The sequence below is a fragment of the Rhodanobacter sp. DHG33 genome (genome assembly GCF_014843005.1).
In the GTDB taxonomy this organism is placed as follows: domain Bacteria; phylum Pseudomonadota; class Gammaproteobacteria; order Xanthomonadales; family Rhodanobacteraceae; genus Rhodanobacter_A.
Window position 1 is genome coordinate 358,462 of record NZ_JACYXM010000001.1, and the last position, 17,149, is coordinate 375,610.

Here is a 17,149-nt window from a genome sequence, read left to right on the forward strand (position 1 = left end):
CCATGGATCGTGCGCCGGACGACATCGAGCTGGAAGGCATCGAACTGGACCTATTCGTCGAGGCGATGCGGCGACGCCACGGTTACGACTTCGGCCAGTATGCGCCGGCCTCGCTGCTGCGCCGCGTGCGCCTCCTGGCCGAGCGCCACGGCGACGGCGTGATCAGCGTGCTCACCCGGCGCCTGCTGCACGAACCGGAGCTGCTGCCGCAACTGCTGGAAGGATTGTCGGTACCGGCTTCGGACATGTTCCGCGACCCCCCCGTGTTTCGCACGCTGCGCGAACAGGTACTGCCGCTGCTCGCCTCGTACCCGCACATCACCATCTGGCAGGCGGGCTGCGCCCACGGCGAGGAAGTCTATTCGCTGGCCATTCTGCTGGAGGAAGCAGGCCTGTACGAACGCAGCCAGATCTTCGCCACCGATCTCAGCGCCCGCGCACTGGAGCGCGCACGCGAAGGCATCTACCCGCTGCGGTCCGCGCAACAGTGGTCGCGCAACTACCTGGCGGCAGGTGGCAGTCATTCGCTGGCCGACTACTACAGCGCGCGCTACGGCCTGCTCAAGCTGGACCGGCAGCTGCGTCGCAACGTCACGTTCGCCCAGCACAATCTGGCAGTCGACCAGGTGTTCTGCGAGGCGCAGCTGGTGCTGTGCCGCAACGTGCTGATCTATTTCACCAACCCGCTGCAGCAACATTGCCTCACGCTGTTCCGCGACTCGCTGGTGCGCGGCGGCTTTCTCTGCCTGGGGCTGCGCGAGCGGCCGGATTCCGCCGAGGCCGCCGCCGACTTCGTACCCGTAAACGCCGATCTTCGCGTCTACCGGCGCCGCAGCGCAGCTGCGATGAAGCGTTCGTGAAACATCCGGCCGCGATCGTGCTGGGCTGTTCGGCCGGCGGCCCCGAGGCGCTGAAGACGGTGCTGGGCGGCCTCGATCCGCACCTGCCGCAAACGGTACTCGTCTGCTGCCACACCGGCTCGGAGACGGTGGAACTGCTGTGCGACCTGCTGGGGCGCGCCTCGCGGCTGCCGGTGATCGAAGCCGCCGAACGCGAACCGGTGCGCGGCGGCGTGGTGCAGGTCGCTCCCGCCGGCTACCACCTGCTGGTGGAGCGCGATCTGCATTTCACGCTGTCGGTCGATCCACGCGTCAATCTTTCGCGCCCCTCGATCGATGTCCTCTTCGCTTCCGCCGCTGCCGCATGGCGCGGCGCCCTGATCGGCGTGGTGCTCAGCGGTGCGAATGCGGACGGCGCCGAGGGCATGCGGGAGTTGCGTCGATTGGGCGGCTGCGCCATTGTGCAAGCGCCGGACACTGCGTCGGCGCACACGATGCCGCAGGCGACCCTAGACCGTGCCGGTGCCGACCACTGCGTACCGCTGGATGCGATCGCTCCCCTGCTCAACCGGCTGTGCCTGCCATGAACGATACGCGCCCCAAGCTCCTGATCGTCGACGACACCCACGCCAACCTGGTGGCGATGCGTCACCTGCTCGGCGACTGCGGCGCCGAACTGGTCGAGGCAACGAGCGGCAACGAGGCGCTGGCACTGTGCCTGGAGCATGCGTTTGCGCTGATCCTGCTCGACGTGAACATGCCCGACATGGACGGCTTCGAAGTAGCCACCCTGCTCGGCGAAGTCGAGCAGCTGCGCGATACGCCGATCATCTTCGTCACCGCCGCCTACGCCGACGACCTCAACCGGTTGAAGGGTTACCGCTCCGGCGCAGTGGACTACATCGCCAAGCCGATCAACGACACCATCCTGCTTTCGAAAGTGCGCGTGTTCCTCGACCTCTACAACGCGCGCATGCAGTTGCAGCAGGCGATGGGGGAGCTGTCCGAACGCAACCTCCAGTTGCAGGAAGAGATCGCCGAACGCCAGCGCATCGAGATCCAGGTGCGCCACCAGGCGACCCACGACATGCTCACCGGCCTGCCGAACCGCGCGCTTTTCCACGACCGCCTGCGCGATGCCATCGCGCAGGCCACGGCGCTTGGGCACGGTTTTGCGCTGGCCATGCTCGACATCGACGGGTTCAAGGCGGTCAACGACACCCACGGCCACCCCGTCGGCGATACGCTGCTCAAGGCGATCGGCGGCCGCCTGCGGGGGCACGTGCGCGCCGGCGATACGCTGGCGCGGCTGGGCGGCGACGAATTCGCGCTGATCCTCGAAGACGCCACCGAGCTGCCCTTGCTGCTCCAGCGCTGCCAGGAATTGTGCGACATGCTCGCACTGCCCTACCCCTTACCCGGCCCGTCTGGAGAAGTAGTGGCCCGAGTCAGCGCCAGCATCGGCATCGCGGTGTGGCGTCCCGAAACGCCATCGGACGAAGCACTGATCCAGGCCGCCGACCGGGCGCTCTACGAAGCCAAGCGGGCAGGCAAGAACCGCTGCCTGCTCGACATGGCGAGCGCTGCCTGAGCGCTCAATCCCGACGCCGGGGTGACAGCCACATATCGATGCGTGCGCGGAACACCTCGGCTCCCGCATCGTCATGCACCTGTACCGCTACCGGCCACGCATAGCCGCTGGTGGACTTGGCAACGGGATGCTCCGGCGTGGCTGTCGCATGCATACGACCCTTTGCCCTGGCGAGGTATTCGACCGTCATGCCCTTCGGGATCCAGCGCATGGCGGCGGGGATCGTGACCTCGGTCATCATGCCGGCGCACAGCTCGGCAAGATTACACAGCGCGATCGCATGCACAGTGCCGATGTGGTTGTGCACCCGGCGGCGATCGCGGATGGCGATCTCGCAGCGCCCCGGCTCCAGCACCGTGAAATGCGGCGCGATGGTGCCGAAGTACGGTGCCTTGAGGCAGAGCAGCCGGCCGTAGAGCCAACGGCCAGCGGGCACCCTGGAAAGGCTGCTCCAAAGTTTCAGCGCATCGCTCATGCCCTTGGCTCCTGATGAACGAACGGAGCGACATGCGCTCCGTTCGTTCTTGGTTGCTCCGAGGAGCGGTTTATGCCGCGTCGGCCAGTTGCTTGCGACGCTCGTCCGCGCGAGTCACCGCCGCGCCCAGCTCAGACGGATCGAAGTCGTCCACCGAGATGAACTCGAATACCGCCGTGTGCACCCGCTTCAGGAGATCATGTTCGGCCTGGCTGATGACGTTGGCGGCCAAGGCCTCGCCCAGCTGACCGTCGTAGTCGTGCGCCTTGAACTGCCCGGCCTTCAGGCCCTTGAGGAACTTGCGCTCCACCGGCTCGGCGGCGATCACGTCGGGCAGCAGCGCATTCATGCGGCCCACCGTGTTGTTCGCCGTGGGCGTGAGGTAGACCCACTCGGTGAGGCGGGCGCGCGCCTCGTTCGGCGCCGTGAGCAGCGCGGCGACGCGACGGCCCAGGCGATCCGACGGCGGCACTTCGCGGCGGCCGAACGGAAACACCAGCGCGCGCAGCAGCCAGGCCACCGGGCGCACCGGGAAGTTGCGGATCGCGCCGTCCAGCGCGTTCTGGATCAGCCACATGCACTCGTGGAAACCCCAGGCGAGGAATGGGCGATCCGCTTCCGGCCGGCCGGTGTCCTCGTAGCGCTTCAGCATGCTGCTGGCGATGTAGAGGTAGCTCAGCACGTCGCCCAGACGCGCGGAGAGCTTTTCCTTGAACTTCAGCTTGCCGCCCAGCACGCCCATGAAGGTATCGGCGCACAGCGCCAGCGCCGCGGAGTAACGGTTGAGCTTGCGGTAGTAACGGCGCGTGTAGGCATCGCCCGCGGCATCGCCCATGCGGCCGCCGGAAAGGCCCATCGCGAAACTGCGCACGGCATTGGAAATGCCGAAGCCGATGTGGCCGAACAGCGCCTTGTCGAAGCTGCGCAGGCGGTCGCCGTAATCGGCGATGGACAGCGCCTGCATCTCCTTCAGCACGTAGGGATGGCAGCGGATCGCGCCCTGACCGAAGATCATCAGGCTGCGCGTCATGATGTTGGCGCCTTCCACCGTGATCGCGATCGGCACGCTGGACCAGCCGCGTCCGGCGTAGTTCTTCGGACCCAGCTGCACGGCCTTGCCGCCGTGTACGTCCATGGTGTCGCCGGCCACCACGCGCGCCCACTCGGTGGCGTGGTACTTGGCGATGGCCGAGGGCACCGCGGGCTTCTCGCCGCGATCCACCGCCGCCGCGGTGGCACGCGACAGCGCCGTGGTGGCGTAGGTGAGGCCGCCGATGCGGCCCAGTGCTTCTTCCACGCCTTCGAAGCGGGCGATGGCGAGGCCGAACTGCTTGCGCATGCGCGCATACGCACCGGTGGCCGCGGCCGAGCCGCGCATCGCGCCGGTGGCGTTGGACGGCAGCGAGATCGCGCGACCCACCGACAGGCATTCCACCAGCATGCGCCAGCCATGGCCGGCCATGTGCGGGCCGCCGATCAGCGTATCGAGCGGCGCGAACACGTCCTTGCCGTGGATCGGGCCGTTCTGGAACGGGATGTTGAGCGGAAAGTGGCGGCGGCCGATCTGCAGCCCCGGCGTAGAGCGCGGCAGCAGCGCCAGGGTGATGCCGAGGTCTTCCTTGTCGCCCAGCAGATGCTCCGGGTCGTACATGCGGAAGGCCAGGCCCACCACCGTGGCGATCGGCGCCAGCGTGATGTAGCGCTTGTCGAAGGTGAGACGGATGCCCAGCGTCTCGACGCCGTCGACGACCTGCTTGCACACGATGCCCACGTCGGGAATCGAGGTGGCGTCGGAACCAGCGTAGGGGCCGGTGAGCGCGAAGCAGGGGATTTCCTCGCCCACCGCGAGGCGCGGCAGATAGTAGTTCTTCTGCTCGTCCGAGCCGTAGTGCAGCAGCAGCTCGGCCGGGCCCAGCGAGTTCGGCACCGCCACCGTGGACGCCACCGTGGCGGACATGGTGGAGAGCTTCTGCAGCACCGCCGAATGCGCCAGCGCGGAGAACTGCAGGCCGCCGTACTGCCTGGGGATGATCATGCCGAAGAAACGGTTCTTCTTGATGAAGTCCCAGATTTCGGGCGGCAGGTCGGCCAGTTCGTGGGTGATCTGCCAGTCGTCGATCATCCCGCAGAGTTCTTCCACGGGACCGTCGAGGAAAGCCTGCTCTTCCACGCTCAGTTCGGGCTTGGGCTGCTTCAGCAGTTCGTGCCATTCCGGCTTGCCCGAGAACAGCTCGCCCTCGAAGCCGACGGTGCCCGCTTCCAGCGCGGTCTGCTCGGTCTCCGAAAGCTTCGGCGTCACCTTGGCGAACATCTTCAGCAACGGCGCGGTGATCTGCTTGCGACGGAAGCCGTCCATCAGCAGCGGCACCGCGATACCCAGCTCGACGACCAGCAGCAGGAAGGTCGTCCAGTACGCGCCGGTGATGAAGCCGACGACCAGTGTGGTCACCGGTGCGGCGATGGCGAACGTGCGCAGGCTGCTGCGGTGGTAGGCACAGGCGCCGGCGGCGATGAGTGCCGCCAGCAAGGTGATTATCACGGCCATCTCGACTTCCTCGTTGCAGTTAAGCGGCACGCCCGCCCGGTCGGGCAGGCGCGTCGTCCAGTGATTGGATGAAATGTGCGATCTCGCGGGTGAATGCGTCGTTGGCGTCGCCCGCCAGCATGTGCGTGGCGCCGGCCACCTCGACGTGGCGTGCGTGCGGCACCAGCTGCAGGAATTCCTCGACGGTGGAGTGCGACACCACGTCGCTGCGTTCGCCGGAAAGCAGCAGCACCGGCACGTCCACCTGCGCAGCGGCGGCGAACAGGCGGGGCTGGTAACGCTCGCTCTCGGCAATCAGGTCGCCAGCCAGCAAGGCCGGATCCCAGTGCCAGCGCAGGCGGCCGTCGCTGCCGGCGCGCATCAGCGGACGCAGTTGCTCCTCGCTCTTGCGGCCGGGACGGTGCGGCAGGTAGGCGGCGATCTGCTCGGCCGCCTCGGCGTAGTCGGCAAAGCCGTCCGGATGCGCCTGCATGAAGGCGAGGATGCGTTCCACGCCTTTGGTTTCCCAGCGTGGCGTGATGTCCACCAGCACTAGCGCACAGAACGGCGAAGGCCGTGTCTCGCCCGCCACCACCAGGCCCAGCAGGCCACCCATCGAGGCCCCCACCAGCACCGGCGGTTCGGGCTGCGCGCGGGCGAGGGTCAGCAGATCATCCACGAACTGCTGCATGTGGTAGTCGCCATCCGATGCACGCCCACTCTCGCCGTGGCCGCGCGAGTCGAAGCTGATGCAGCGATAGCCCTGTGCCGCCAACGCGGCGGCCGCGCCGTTCCACGCTCCACGCGTCTGGCCGAAGCCGTGGGCGAACAGCAGGGTCGGCGCACCGTCGCCACGATAGGTTTCCACGGCCAGGCGCAGGCCGTCGCGGGTAGCGACAGGCTCGCTCTTGGAGCGGATCATCAGCGGCACGGGCGCATCCATACGGGTGAGTATGGATGCGCCATCTGGCCTCGTCAACCTGCCTCCATGGATTACAAAGCCCGGCGCAGCGGCTACCATACGGTCATGGATTCAAGCCAGAAACCTGAACGCACCCGCCTCACCGCGGAAGACTGGGAAGTCGCCGCCATGCAGCTGATCGCCGACCAGGGCGTAGGCGCATTGGCCGTGGAAGCCCTGGCCCGCCAGTTGGGTGTCACCAAGGGCAGCTTCTACTGGCATTTCCGTACCCGCGAAGCCTTGCTGCAGGCCACGCTGGAGCGATGGGAGCAGTACGGCGAGAACGAGGTACTGGGCCAGATCGAGCAGATCGCCGATCCGCGCCAGCGCCTGCCCGAACTGTTCCGCCGCGTGGCGCATGAAATACAGCCGCATCGCGTGTATGCCGCCCTGCTGAAGGCCCTGGATCACCCGCTGGTGGTGCCGGTGATGGCGCGCGTGTCGCAGCGGCGCACTGAATTCCTGCACACCGCCTACCGCGAAGCCGGCCTGCCGCCGCGCGAAGCGCTGAACCGCGCGCGGCTCACCTACGCCGCCTACGTCGGCTTCCTGCAACTGAATTTCACGCTGGGCCTCCCGCGCATCAACCACGAGGAGTTCGACGCCTACGTGGAACACATGATCGCCACGCTGATTCCAGCCTGACCGGCAACACCGGTTTTCGCATAACGGCGCCAACTGGCGCCGTTTTTGTTGCATTCGTCCTTGCAATGCCAGTGTCCGCAAACTACGGTTCTTTCACCCTTTTTTCTAAAGACCAGTGAGGACACGATGGCAAGCACGTTGGAAGCGCTCGAACGCTGGGTCAGCGACGTTGCGACACTCACACGACCCGCCAAGATCCATTGGTGCGACGGCTCCGAAGCCGAATACCAGGCCCTGGTGCGCCAGATGCTGGCCGACGGCACCCTGGTCGAGCTCAACCAGCAGACCCATCCGGGCTGCTATCTGCACCGCTCCCACCCGTCCGACGTGGCGCGCGTGGAGCATCTCACCCTGGTCTGCCATCGAGACGAACAGGATGCCGGCCCGAACAACCACACGATGGATGTGACCGCGGCGCACGCGAAGATGGACGCGCTGTTCGACGGCTGCATGCAGGGCCGCACCATGTACGTGATCCCGTATTGCATGGGTCCCATCGATTCGCCGCTGTCGCGCTGCGGCGTGGAGATCACCGACAGCCCGTACGTGGTCGCCAACATGAAGATCATGACCCGCATGGGCAAGGCGGCGCAGGAACGCATCGAGCGCGAGGGCCGCTTCGTGAAGGGCCTGCATTCCACCGGCGAACTCGACCCCGAGCGCCGCTTCATCGTGCATTTCCCCGACGAGCTGAGCATCCAATCCTACGGCTCGGGCTACGGCGGCAATGCGCTGCTGGGCAAGAAGTGCCACGCGCTGCGCATCGCCAGCCACCAGGCACGCACCGAAGGCTGGCTGGCCGAGCACATGCTGATCGTCGGCATCGAGAACCCGCAGGGCGAAACGCACTACATCGCCGCCGCCTTCCCTTCCGCCTGCGGCAAGACCAACCTCGCCATGCTGATTCCGCCCGAGGGCTACCGCAAGGACGGCTGGAAGGTGTGGACGGTGGGCGACGACATCTGCTGGATGCGTCCCGGCGCAGATGGACGTCTGTACGCCATCAACCCCGAAGCCGGCTTCTTCGGCGTGGCGCCGGGTACCAGCGACAACAGCAACCCGAACGCGCTCTCGACCATCGCACGCGACACCATCTTCACCAACGTCGCCGTCACCGCCGACAACCAGCCGTGGTGGGAAGGCCTGCCCGGCACGCCGGTCACCGACTGGCAGGGACGGCCTTACGACGCCGCCAACGGTCCTGCCGCGCACCCCAACTCGCGCTTCACCGTCAGCGCCAAGCAGTGCCCCACGTGGTCGCCCAAGGCCGAGGACGCGCAAGGCGTGCCGATCAGCGCCATCGTGTTCGGCGGCCGCCGTCCTTCGCTGCTGCCGCTGGTCATGGAAGCGCGCGACTGGACGCACGGCGTGCTGATGGGCGCGGCCATGGGCTCGGAAACCACGGCTGCCGCCACCGGTGCGGTGGGCGTGCTGCGCCGTGACTCGATGGCGATGAAGCCATTCTGCGGCTACCACTACGGCGATTACTTCGCGCACTGGCTGAGCTTCGACAAGCCGGGCGCGCAGCTGCCGAAGGTCTTCCACGTCAATTGGTTCCGCAAGGGCAAGGATGGCAAGTTCCTGTGGCCGGGCTTCGGCGAAAACCTGCGGGTGCTGGAGTGGATGATCGCGCGCGTGGAAGGCAAGGCGCGTGGCGAGGAAACCCCCATCGGTACCCTGCCGGCCACCGGCGAACTGAAGCTGGAGGGGCTGAGCCTCGACAAGGCCACGCTGACGGGATTGCTCGAAGTGGACCATGCCGGCTGGCAGGCCGAACTCGCCGCCATCGGCGAATACCTGGACAGCTTCTCCCCGCGCATGCCGGCAAAGCTGCACGCGGAACAGCAACGCGTGGCCCGTGCCCTGGACACCACCGAACGCAAGGTCGCCACGGCCTGAGCACCTGCCCGGCATCGCCGCGGACTTCGCGTCCGCGGCGATGCAAACCCTTTCGGCACGACCGGCATCCAAGCTGGCAAGATGATCGCCGCCTGCCCAGCCACCGACCGCTCGATGCCGCCAGCCTCCGCTGCCGCCGACAACGACACTGATGATGCGCGCGCCGCTGCCGACGGTGACCGCCGTGCGTTCCAGCGGCTGTACCGCCGGCACGCCGAACGCATCCACGGCGCGGTCTATCGACTGGCAGGCTACGACCACGCCCGTGCCGAAGACCTCACGCAGGAAGCCTTCGTGCGCGCCTGGCAGAAACTGCCGGGCTTCCGGCACGAGAGCGCGTTCGGCACCTGGCTGTACCGCCTCGCCGTCAACGTGGCGTTGATGGAAATCCGCGCCCGCCGCGCCGATCCGGTCGGCTTCGTGGACGAGGAGCATCTGCCCGACCAGGGCGAAACGCCGTTCTGCGCCGCCGAACGCGAAGAACTGGAGCGCGCCATCGGCAAACTGCCGCCGCGAGCACGCGCCGTGCTTGTGCTGCACGACGTCGAAGGTTGGCGGCACGAGGAAATCGGCGAGGAAATGGACATGGCCGTCGGCACGTCCAAAGCGCAATTGCACCGCGCGCGGCAACTGCTGCGCCGTGCTTTGGGAGAAAACGCATGAACGAATTCGAATGGCGCCAGCAGATGCGCAAGCTGCGCGAGCCGGTCGCACCGCGCCGCGACCTGTGGGACGCGATCGATGCCGCGCTGGACGACCGCGCCGGCGACACGGCAGCGGCACCGCCCAAGCGCCATGTATCGCCGCGGCCCTGGCTGCTGGCTGCCGCGCTGGCCGGCGCATTCCTTCTGGCAGGCAGCATCGGCTGGCACCTGAGCCGCGACGCCCATGTCGCGCCGAACAACGCGCCGGCGCTGGCCAGCACGCCATGGAAACCGACCGACCCGCGCCTCAGCGGCGCGGCGATCGAGCTGGATGCCGCCCGCGTCGAACTGCAGCAGGCCATGCAGCAATCCCCGAATTCCCCCTCGCTGCAACGCCTGCTGGCGCGCACCGAGCAACAACAGACGCAATTGCGCCATCTTGCCCAGGAGGCCGGCTGACCGCAGCCGTACATGACCATGAAAGATATGACCATGAAGACCATCCGCTACGCTCCCCTGCTGCTGTGCCTATGTGTCGGCCAGACCCTGGCCGACACACCGATCAACCTGCAGCACGCCGCCACGCCCACGGCGCGCATCAGCATCAGCAACATTTCCGGCGAGGTGCGCGTCACCGCTTGGGATCGTCCGACCGTGCAGGTCGGCGGCCAGCTCGGCGACGGCGCCAAACCCCTGGCGATCACCGGCAGCGACGACAAGCTCTCCATCGACGTGCAGCCACAAAACAAGGGCAGCGGCTGGTTCGACTGGGGCAGCGACAACCACATGGGACCGACCCTGCTGGACCTGCACGTGCCACGCGGCGCCACGCTGGATGTGCGCGTAGTCAGCGCGCCGCTGACGGTGGACGGCCTGAACGGCGGCACGATCTCCGTCAACGCGGTAAGCGGCCGCGCCCGCATCAACGCCAACAGCCCTTCGCTCGATGTCCAGAGCGTGAGCGGCAACATCGAACTGGCCGGCCATGCCACGCAGGCCAACCTGCAGACGGTGAGCGGCGACATCCTCGCGCCCGTGCTGGGCGATCAGGCAAAGATGCAGACCGTCTCCGGCCGCATCCAGGCCAGCGGCGGCCCATGGCGCCAGCTCACGCTGAGCACGGTGTCAGGCGACGTGCAGATCGCCGGCGGCATTGCGCCAGGCGGCAAGATCGGCATCGACAGCATGAGCGGCAACGTGCAACTGCAGCTGCCCACAGGAACCAATGCCACCGTGCATGGCAGCAGCTTCAGCGGCGACCTGCGCAGCGATGCCGGCAGCGTGCAGAAATCCGAACACGGTCCCGGCAGCAAGCTGGATGCGACGCTTGGCAATGGCGGCGGGACCGTCAACGTCGAGACCTTCAGCGGCGACCTGCGCATCCGCGTATCGAATTGATGCTGTCGGGTCGGGCCTGATCCCTCACGGTAGACCTGTCGTTTCGAAATTTTCCCGCCTCACGAACAAGGCCGCCGGGTAACCGGCGGCCTTGTTCGTTTCATCTTCCCTCATGTCGCTTGTCGCAGCGGCATGAGATTGAAGCATGCGGCTTACCAGTCGTACTTCACGCTGAGCTCGTCGTAACGCAGCATTTCCAGGCTTACCGAAAGCAGATGCATTGGATGCGGGCTGGCGGTCGACCGTACATGCTCGCGAGCACGGAATCCTTTCGCACAAACAAAAGCGGCGGCGCTTTTGTTCAACATCTCAAAAGATCAGAGATCTTGGTGGTATTGCACGTATGGCGTACGGGACTGATCCGGCTCGGGACCTGCCGGCGTGTTCGTCTGCGTGCCGGACGACCACAGGTTCTGCGCACCCACGCTCAACGACCCTTGCCACGGCAAGTGCCAGGTCACGCCGAGGTCGACGCTGTTCCAGCGACGATCCGGGGCATAGCCGTTGCCCGGCAAACCGGCCAGAGGCTGCATGGTGCGGCCGACCAGGGTGCCGCTGACCGGGCCATGGTCGACGCCGAAGCTGATCGCCTTCTGGTCCAGGGTGCTTATACCCAGCAGGTTGCCAGGCAACAGGTGGATGCGGCCGACACTGGCGCCCAGATCGACGCCGCTGTTGGTACCGAGCGCCAAACGTCCGCGGGCGTTGAATTGCGAGCTGCTGTCGAAACCGGAAAGGCCATCCACGCTGGGGGTCACGCCAGGCAGCACTCGCGGCAAGCTGGGGCTGTTGTTGGGCGTAGTGTTGGTACCCACGCTCACGCCAAGGCTGTAGGGGCCGTTCAAATAAGTGGCACCCACTTCGCTGCCAACCACCTGCAGCGGGCTGTTGACCCAGGATTGCTGGTTGACGCCGGCATTCGTCTGCCAATTCGGCGACAGGTTGTACTGCAGACCGGTGCTCATCACACTGGCTGCATCCACCGCGTGGAAGGATAGCGGCGAACTGCGCAAGGCCTGAGCGCCGTTGTTGTTGTCCGCCTTGAGTGCGAGCAGGCGACCGTCCGTACCCCGCCACAGCGGCACCACCAAGCCCGGTTTCACCTGGGCCATCTGCGCGGGCGGCTGCTTCAGCAGTTGCGCAGCCACTTGGCCATCGGCATCGCCCACAGCTTGGCCTGCCGCCGCGAACGGCAACAGGCACAACAGCAATGGAGCGAGCAGGCGGCGCATAAGAATCAGGCTTGATCCCTTGAGATCACACGGAATTGGTGGCAAAAGTATAGCGCATTTTACATTTAACTAACACTGAAACAAGCCCCGGTACAGTAAATGAATGCCGTGTCGCCCCTGTTTACAGTAGAGCCATTCCTCCTTGCCTGGTTCCTGCTGGCGGCACGTCGATACGCACGATATAACGGGGGCCTCGCCGCCTGCGGGCCATCGGGCCACCTTTTCCTTCCATGAATGCAGCCACTCCCTCGCACCTGCCGTCCGCGCCTGCTTCGACCGGCGCGCCGGCGGATGTGCCGGCGGCGATCGAGCAGTTGCTCAGGGCGCACGACGGCTCGAGTGTGCTGGAAGCCTGTGAGTGCATCCTGAAGGAACTCGGGATCACCGGCCGCCTGCATTGGCGACCCGTGGACGCCCAGGCCGCCGAACCTTCAGGCTGGCACTTCGATCTGGCGGAAGACGCGCAACACCATCAAGCCCTCACGTTGAGCCGCGAAGAACCGGTAGCCGCAGACCAGCACGACAACCTGGCCTGGCTGGGGCGACTCGCCGACACCCGCCTGCGCCAGCTGGGTCAATCCAGCCGGCTATACGAAGCGGTCTCGCGACTGGCTCTGGCCGAACGGTTGCAGCGCGCGCTCTACGCCATTGCCGAGCAGGCCAGCAACGAACGTGAAATGCCCGCCCTGATGCGTTCGCTGCACACCATCATCGGCAGCCTGATGTATGCGGAAAATTTCTACATTGCGCTGTACGACGCCGCCAGCGACAGCGTGCGCTTCCCGTACTACGTCGACACGCTCGACGTCGCTCCACCCACGCCCGAACAGAGCGTTCCCCTGCACGAGTTGCTGCACGGGCTCACCTGGAATCTGTTGCGTCACGCCCGCCCGCTGTTTGGCGCCATCGAAGACCTGGCGCGGGAGATGCCCGGGCAATTCCAGCTGCATGGCCCGCGCTGCGAGCACTGCATCGGCGTGCCGCTGTTCCGCGCCGGACGAGCCGTCGGTTGCATCGTCGTGCAGAGCTATCGCAGCAACATCCGCTACACGCGGCACGATCTCGATCTGCTGAGCTACGTGGCGCAGCATGTACAGACGGCGATCGAGCGGCGCAGCGCCCACGTCGAACTGGAGCGCCGCGTTGCCGACCGCACCACCGCGCTGCGCGAGGCCAACCGCGTGCTGCGCCAGCAGGTGCTGCAGCGCCAGCGCGGCGAACGCTTGCAGGCGGCGCTGTTCCGCATTGCCGAACTGGCCAGCACCACCGAAAGCCTCGAGGATTTCTATCCCGCCCTCCATCGCGTGATCGGCGGCCTGCTCTACGCGCGCAACTTCTACATCGCGTTGAGCGACGAGGAAAGCCAGTTCATCAGCTTCCCCTATTCGGTGGACGAGGTGGAAAGCGAACGCCCTCCACGCAGCCATGGCGGCGGTGCCACCGAATACGTGCAACGCACCGGACGCCCGCTGCTCGCCGACGCGGCGACGATCGACCGCCTGCTCGAATGCGGCGAGATCACCCGTTTCGGCTCGCGCTCGGTGTGCTGGCTGGGCGTGCCGCTGAACTGGGGCGATCGGGTGCGCGGCGTGCTGGCGGTGCAGAGCTATAGTCCCGAACACACCTACACCGAACGCGACCAGGAATTGCTGACCTTCGTCAGCTACCACGTCGCCAACGCGCTGCAACGCAAACACGCCGAGGCCGCGCTCAAGCAAGCCTATGCCGGCATGGAACGGCGCGTGGTGGAACGTACCCGCGCATTGGGCCTGGCCAACCGCGACCTGCGCGAACAGATCGCCGAGCGCGAACGCATCGAACGCCGGCTGAAGTACGAAACCCTGCACGACTCGCTCACCGGCCTACCCAACCGCACCTTGCTGCTGCAGCGGCTGGAACAGTCGCTGCAGCGCTATCGCGCGAATCCGAAAGACCAGTTTGCCGTGCTGTTCGTCGATCTGGATCGTTTCAAGGTGATCAACGACTCGGTCGGCCACCTGGTCGGCGACGACCTGCTGTTCCAGGTCGGCGGCCGCATACGCGCCTGCCTGAAGACCCGAGACGTGGTGGCGCGACTGGGCGGCGACGAGTTCGCCGTGCTGCTGGAGCACGTACCCGACGTCGCCGCCGTACGGCTCACGGCCGAGCGCGTGCTGAGGGAGCTGCAGACGCCATTCCGCCTGGGAACGCGCGAGATATTCACCTCCGCATCGATCGGCATCGCGATGGCCGACTCGCACTACCGCCAGCCCGAGGAACTTCTCCGCGATGCCGACTCGGCGATGTACCACGCCAAGGACGGCGGCCGTCACCGCGCCTCGCTGTTCGACGACGGCCTGCGCCGCGAAGCGCTGTCCCTGCTGCGCATGGAAGGCGACCTGCGCCACGCGCTGGCGCGCCGCGAGTTCGTGCCGTTCTACCAGCCCATCGTCTCGTTGGCCGATGGCCGGGTCTCCGGCTACGAGGCGCTGCTGCGCTGGAACCACCCCGAACGAGGTCTGCTGCATCCGCAGGATTTCCTGCTGATCGCCGAAGAGGCCGGCTGCGCCGAAACGATCGACTGGATGATCTTCGAACAAGCCTGCGCCCAGGCCACGCACCTGATCGGCGACAAGGGCACCATCAGCATCAACGTCTCCGGCCTGCATTTCCGCTATGCGGATTTCGATACACGCCTGTTGACGCTGCTCGAAAAACATCGCGTGCCGCCGTCCAACATCCGCATCGAAGTGATCGAGCGCACCCTGCTGGACAACCCCACCCAGGTGAAGCAGATCCTGCAGAACCTGCGGCTCGAGGGCGTGGGTATCGCGCTGGACGATTTCGGCACCGGCTACTCTTCGCTGAGCTACCTGCACCAGTATCCGTTCGACACGCTGAAGATCGACCGCTCCTTCGTCACCGAGCTCGGCAGCGACCGCGGCGACCAAGGTACCGCCGTGGTCCGCGCGATCCAGGCGCTGGCCGACTCGCTGGGCATGCAGGTGATCGCCGAAGGCATCGAACAGACCTCCCAGCGGGAAGCCCTGCTCGACATGGGATGCCGCTACGGCCAGGGCTTTCTGTTCGGACAAGCGCAGACCGCCGAATTCTGGCTGCGCCCGGAAAACCGGCTGCCCTAGGAACGCGGCTTGTGCGCGAGCCGCGCACGCTCCGACCGAGGCGAAAGCAGCGCGCGCAAGCCAGACACTTTTACGCGGTGCCGGAGACGCCGCCTGCCCCCGCGTCGCGCAGCAGGTGCTCCACGTCGATGCGGTCGAACTCGTAGCGCTGCGCACAGAACTCGCAGTTCACCTCGATGCGCTCGCTCTGTTCCGCCAACGTGGTCTCCAATTCCTCGCGACCCAGCGAGCGCAGCATCGCCGCCACGCGGTCGCGTGTGCAGCTGCAGCCGAAGGCCAGCGGCCGCGGCTCGAACAGGCGCACGGACTCTTCGTGGTAGAGGCGATACAGCAGCTGCTCCGGCGGGGTGGCCAGCAACTCGGCCGCACCCAGCGTGGCGGTGAGATGCATCACGCGCGTCCATGCATCCTCGTCCTGCACCGCAGCGTGGCCACCTTCGTCCGGCAGCTTCTGCAGCATCAGGCCCACCGCATGTTCGCCGTCGGCGGCCAGCAGCAGACGCGCCGGCAATTGCTCGGATTGCGCGAAGTAGTTTTCCAGCACGCCGGCCAGATGCGGCGCGCGCAATTCCACCAGGCCCTGGTAACGCTGGCCGCGCTCCACGTTGCCGATGGTGATCGCCATCACCGCCTGCGGCAGCGCATCCAGCGACAACGACTCGGGAAACGGCGATTCCCAGCGTGCCAGGCCGCGCAGGCGGCCCTGATCGGTGCATTCGGCGAACAGCAGGCGTAGCGCACCCGCACTCTTCAGCTGCACCGACAGCTCGCCGTCGAGCTTGATGTTGGCAGTCAGCAGCGCGCTGGCGGCCAGCGCCTGCCCGAGCAGGTTGCGCAGGTCGGCGGGATAGTCGTCGCGGCCGGCCACTTCACGCCAAGCCGGCCCCAGCCGGACCAGCGCGCCACGCACGCCGGCACGCTCGAGCAGGAAGCGGTGCAGCACATCTTCGACAAGTACGGTTTCCACGCGAACACCTCGCAAAGCAAACCCGGGAGATGGGGACGAACGACCGCCGCGCAATAGGTACGGCCTATACTGCCGCCAGTATCCGCCATCCGCCCGCCATGTTCCGTCGCCCACCCTTTCGCCGCCTGCTGCGCTGGATCATGTTCGCCGTGCTGGCCTGGCTGGGTCTCACCTGGCTGATGGTGCTGGTGCTGCGTTTCGTGCCTCCCGTCACCTCGGCGGTCATGCTGGAGCGCCACGTCGGCGCATGGGTGCACGGCGAGCACGACTTCCACCTGCACCAGCGCTGGGTGCCGTGGTCGCAGGTGTCGCCGTGGGTACCGCTGGCGATGGTGGCCGGCGAGGACCAGAAATTCCCCTACCACCACGGTTTCGACTTCGACTCCATCCACCAGGCCATCGATGCGGCCGACGATGGCGCACGCCTGCGCGGCGCCAGCACGATCAGCCAGCAGACCGCAAAGAACCTGTTCCTGTGGAACGGCCGCAGCTTCGTGCGCAAGGGGCTGGAGGCGTACTTCACCGTGCTGATCGAACTGACCTGGCCGAAGCAACGCATTCTCGAGGTGTACATGAACATCGCCGAGCTGGGCGATGGCATCTACGGCGTGGGCGCGGCCAGCGACGCCTATTTCCACGAGCCGCCCGCGCAACTCGGCCCCACGCAGGCGGCGCAGCTGGCTGCAGTACTGCCCAATCCGAGGCGCCTGCGTGCCGACCATCCCAGCGCCTACGTGCAGCGTCGGGCGGCCTGGATCGAACGGCAGATGCGCCAGCTCGGCGGCCCGTCCTACATCGGGAAACGCTGACCCCGTCGCCGCTTCACGACACCGCAACACCCGCCGCGCACTG

Annotated in this window: 15 protein-coding genes; 10 read left to right on the forward strand and 5 right to left on the reverse strand. The window is 66.6% G+C overall.

Going from position 1 to position 17,149, the window contains the following annotated elements:
• The first annotated feature begins 2 nt into the window (after positions 1–2).
• From IHE46_RS01525 to IHE46_RS01535, 3 genes are read left to right on the forward strand one after another with little or no spacing between them, the layout of a single operon-like run.
• On the forward strand, positions 3–860 hold the full coding sequence (locus tag IHE46_RS01525) for a CheR family methyltransferase (RefSeq protein ID WP_192162838.1): 858 nt from the start codon (positions 3–5) through the stop codon (positions 858–860).
• Positions 857–1,426, forward strand: a complete 570-nt coding sequence (locus IHE46_RS01530; RefSeq protein ID WP_192162839.1) for a chemotaxis protein CheB — start codon at positions 857–859, stop codon at positions 1,424–1,426. Before IHE46_RS01525 ends, IHE46_RS01530 begins: the two co-directional genes overlap by 4 nt.
• Complete coding sequence (locus IHE46_RS01535) at positions 1,423–2,430, forward strand: diguanylate cyclase (RefSeq protein WP_192162840.1); 1,008 nt, start codon at positions 1,423–1,425, stop codon at positions 2,428–2,430. The genes IHE46_RS01530 and IHE46_RS01535 overlap by 4 nt, the downstream gene beginning before the upstream one ends.
• Positions 2,431–2,434: 4 nt before the next feature.
• Here IHE46_RS01535 and IHE46_RS01540 read toward each other — a convergent pair whose 3' ends face one another.
• From IHE46_RS01540 to IHE46_RS01550, 3 genes are all read right to left on the reverse strand, one after another.
• Complete coding sequence (locus IHE46_RS01540) at positions 2,435–2,905, reverse strand: hotdog fold domain-containing protein (protein WP_192162841.1); 471 nt, start codon at positions 2,903–2,905, stop codon at positions 2,435–2,437.
• Between the two features lie 70 nt (positions 2,906–2,975).
• Complete coding sequence (locus tag IHE46_RS01545; RefSeq protein ID WP_192162842.1) at positions 2,976–5,450, reverse strand: acyl-CoA dehydrogenase; 2,475 nt, start codon at positions 5,448–5,450, stop codon at positions 2,976–2,978.
• A 19-nt stretch (positions 5,451–5,469) separates the two neighbouring features.
• The gene (locus IHE46_RS01550) at positions 5,470–6,351 is read right to left on the reverse strand and encodes an alpha/beta hydrolase (protein ID WP_192163118.1); all 882 of its coding nucleotides are present in this window, start codon (positions 6,349–6,351) and stop codon (positions 5,470–5,472) included.
• Positions 6,352–6,456: 105 nt separating this feature from the next.
• On the opposite strand from IHE46_RS01550, the gene IHE46_RS01555 reads away from it, so the two are divergent.
• The 5 genes from IHE46_RS01555 to IHE46_RS01575 all read left to right on the forward strand — a co-directional run bounded on the left by IHE46_RS01555 (position 6,457) and on the right by IHE46_RS01575 (position 10,976).
• On the forward strand, positions 6,457–7,035 hold the full coding sequence (locus IHE46_RS01555; protein WP_192163119.1) for a TetR/AcrR family transcriptional regulator: 579 nt from the start codon (positions 6,457–6,459) through the stop codon (positions 7,033–7,035).
• A 126-nt stretch (positions 7,036–7,161) separates the two neighbouring features.
• A complete protein-coding gene (locus tag IHE46_RS01560) occupies positions 7,162–8,934 on the forward strand; it encodes a phosphoenolpyruvate carboxykinase (GTP) (protein ID WP_192162843.1) in 1,773 nt (590 codons plus the stop codon).
• A 114-nt stretch (positions 8,935–9,048) separates the two neighbouring features.
• On the forward strand, positions 9,049–9,597 hold the full coding sequence (locus tag IHE46_RS01565) for a sigma-70 family RNA polymerase sigma factor (protein WP_192163120.1): 549 nt from the start codon (positions 9,049–9,051) through the stop codon (positions 9,595–9,597).
• On the forward strand, positions 9,594–10,037 hold the full coding sequence (locus IHE46_RS01570; protein ID WP_192162844.1) for a hypothetical protein: 444 nt from the start codon (positions 9,594–9,596) through the stop codon (positions 10,035–10,037). Before IHE46_RS01565 ends, IHE46_RS01570 begins: the two co-directional genes overlap by 4 nt.
• Before the next feature lie 33 nt (positions 10,038–10,070).
• On the forward strand, positions 10,071–10,976 hold the full coding sequence (locus IHE46_RS01575; protein WP_192163121.1) for a DUF4097 family beta strand repeat-containing protein: 906 nt from the start codon (positions 10,071–10,073) through the stop codon (positions 10,974–10,976).
• Between the two features lie 317 nt (positions 10,977–11,293).
• Here IHE46_RS01575 and IHE46_RS01580 read toward each other — a convergent pair whose 3' ends face one another.
• Positions 11,294–12,208 carry a hypothetical protein gene (locus tag IHE46_RS01580; RefSeq protein WP_192162845.1) on the reverse strand — a complete coding sequence of 305 codons (915 nt, stop codon included), beginning with the start codon at positions 12,206–12,208 and terminating at the stop codon, positions 11,294–11,296.
• Positions 12,209–12,438: 230 nt separating this feature from the next.
• On the opposite strand from IHE46_RS01580, the gene IHE46_RS01585 reads away from it, so the two are divergent.
• Positions 12,439–15,330 (forward strand): EAL domain-containing protein, encoded by a 2,892-nt coding sequence (locus tag IHE46_RS01585; RefSeq protein ID WP_192162846.1) that lies wholly within the window; start codon positions 12,439–12,441, stop codon positions 15,328–15,330.
• 70 nt (positions 15,331–15,400) lie between these two features.
• Here IHE46_RS01585 and IHE46_RS01590 read toward each other — a convergent pair whose 3' ends face one another.
• The gene (locus IHE46_RS01590; protein ID WP_192162847.1) at positions 15,401–16,297 is read right to left on the reverse strand and encodes an Hsp33 family molecular chaperone HslO; all 897 of its coding nucleotides are present in this window, start codon (positions 16,295–16,297) and stop codon (positions 15,401–15,403) included.
• Between the two features lie 98 nt (positions 16,298–16,395).
• On the opposite strand from IHE46_RS01590, the gene mtgA reads away from it, so the two are divergent.
• Complete coding sequence (gene mtgA, locus IHE46_RS01595; RefSeq protein ID WP_192162848.1) at positions 16,396–17,106, forward strand: monofunctional biosynthetic peptidoglycan transglycosylase; 711 nt, start codon at positions 16,396–16,398, stop codon at positions 17,104–17,106.
• Positions 17,107–17,149: the final 43 nt, after the last annotated feature.